We start from the raw sequence: 287 nt of genomic DNA, 5'->3' as shown, positions 1-287 counted from the left end.
GCGATTATACGCTGGTAGTAGAAGATGATGGTACCAAATGTACTTCTGCCGTAAAGGTGCTTAATGTTGCTGATGTGACTGTTGATCCTGTGATTTCAGTCACAGCCTCAACCGACCAAACTAATTGTGATCCCAGCAACCCTAATGGCACAATTGATGTTGATGCCGATGGCACTACAGCAGGTTTCACGTTCAACTGGTACAATGGGCAAAGCACCGCTCCTGCTGATGAAATACTCCCTGCTCCAGGGTTTAGCATTACGGGTCTGGCTGCCGGTATTTACACC

Annotated in this window: 1 pseudogene; it reads left to right on the top strand. The window is 47.7% G+C overall.

Going from position 1 to position 287, the window contains the following annotated elements:
* Positions 1-287 (top strand): annotated as a pseudogene (locus tag E1176_RS19970) (hypothetical protein); the annotation flags it as partial.

The sequence above is a fragment of the Fulvivirga aurantia genome (assembly GCF_009711475.1).
GTDB classification, from domain to species: Bacteria; Bacteroidota; Bacteroidia; order Cytophagales; family Cyclobacteriaceae; genus Fulvivirga; species Fulvivirga aurantia.
The sequence above is the reverse complement of the archived record's forward strand: the minus strand, read 5'-3'. Positions and strand labels throughout refer to the sequence as shown.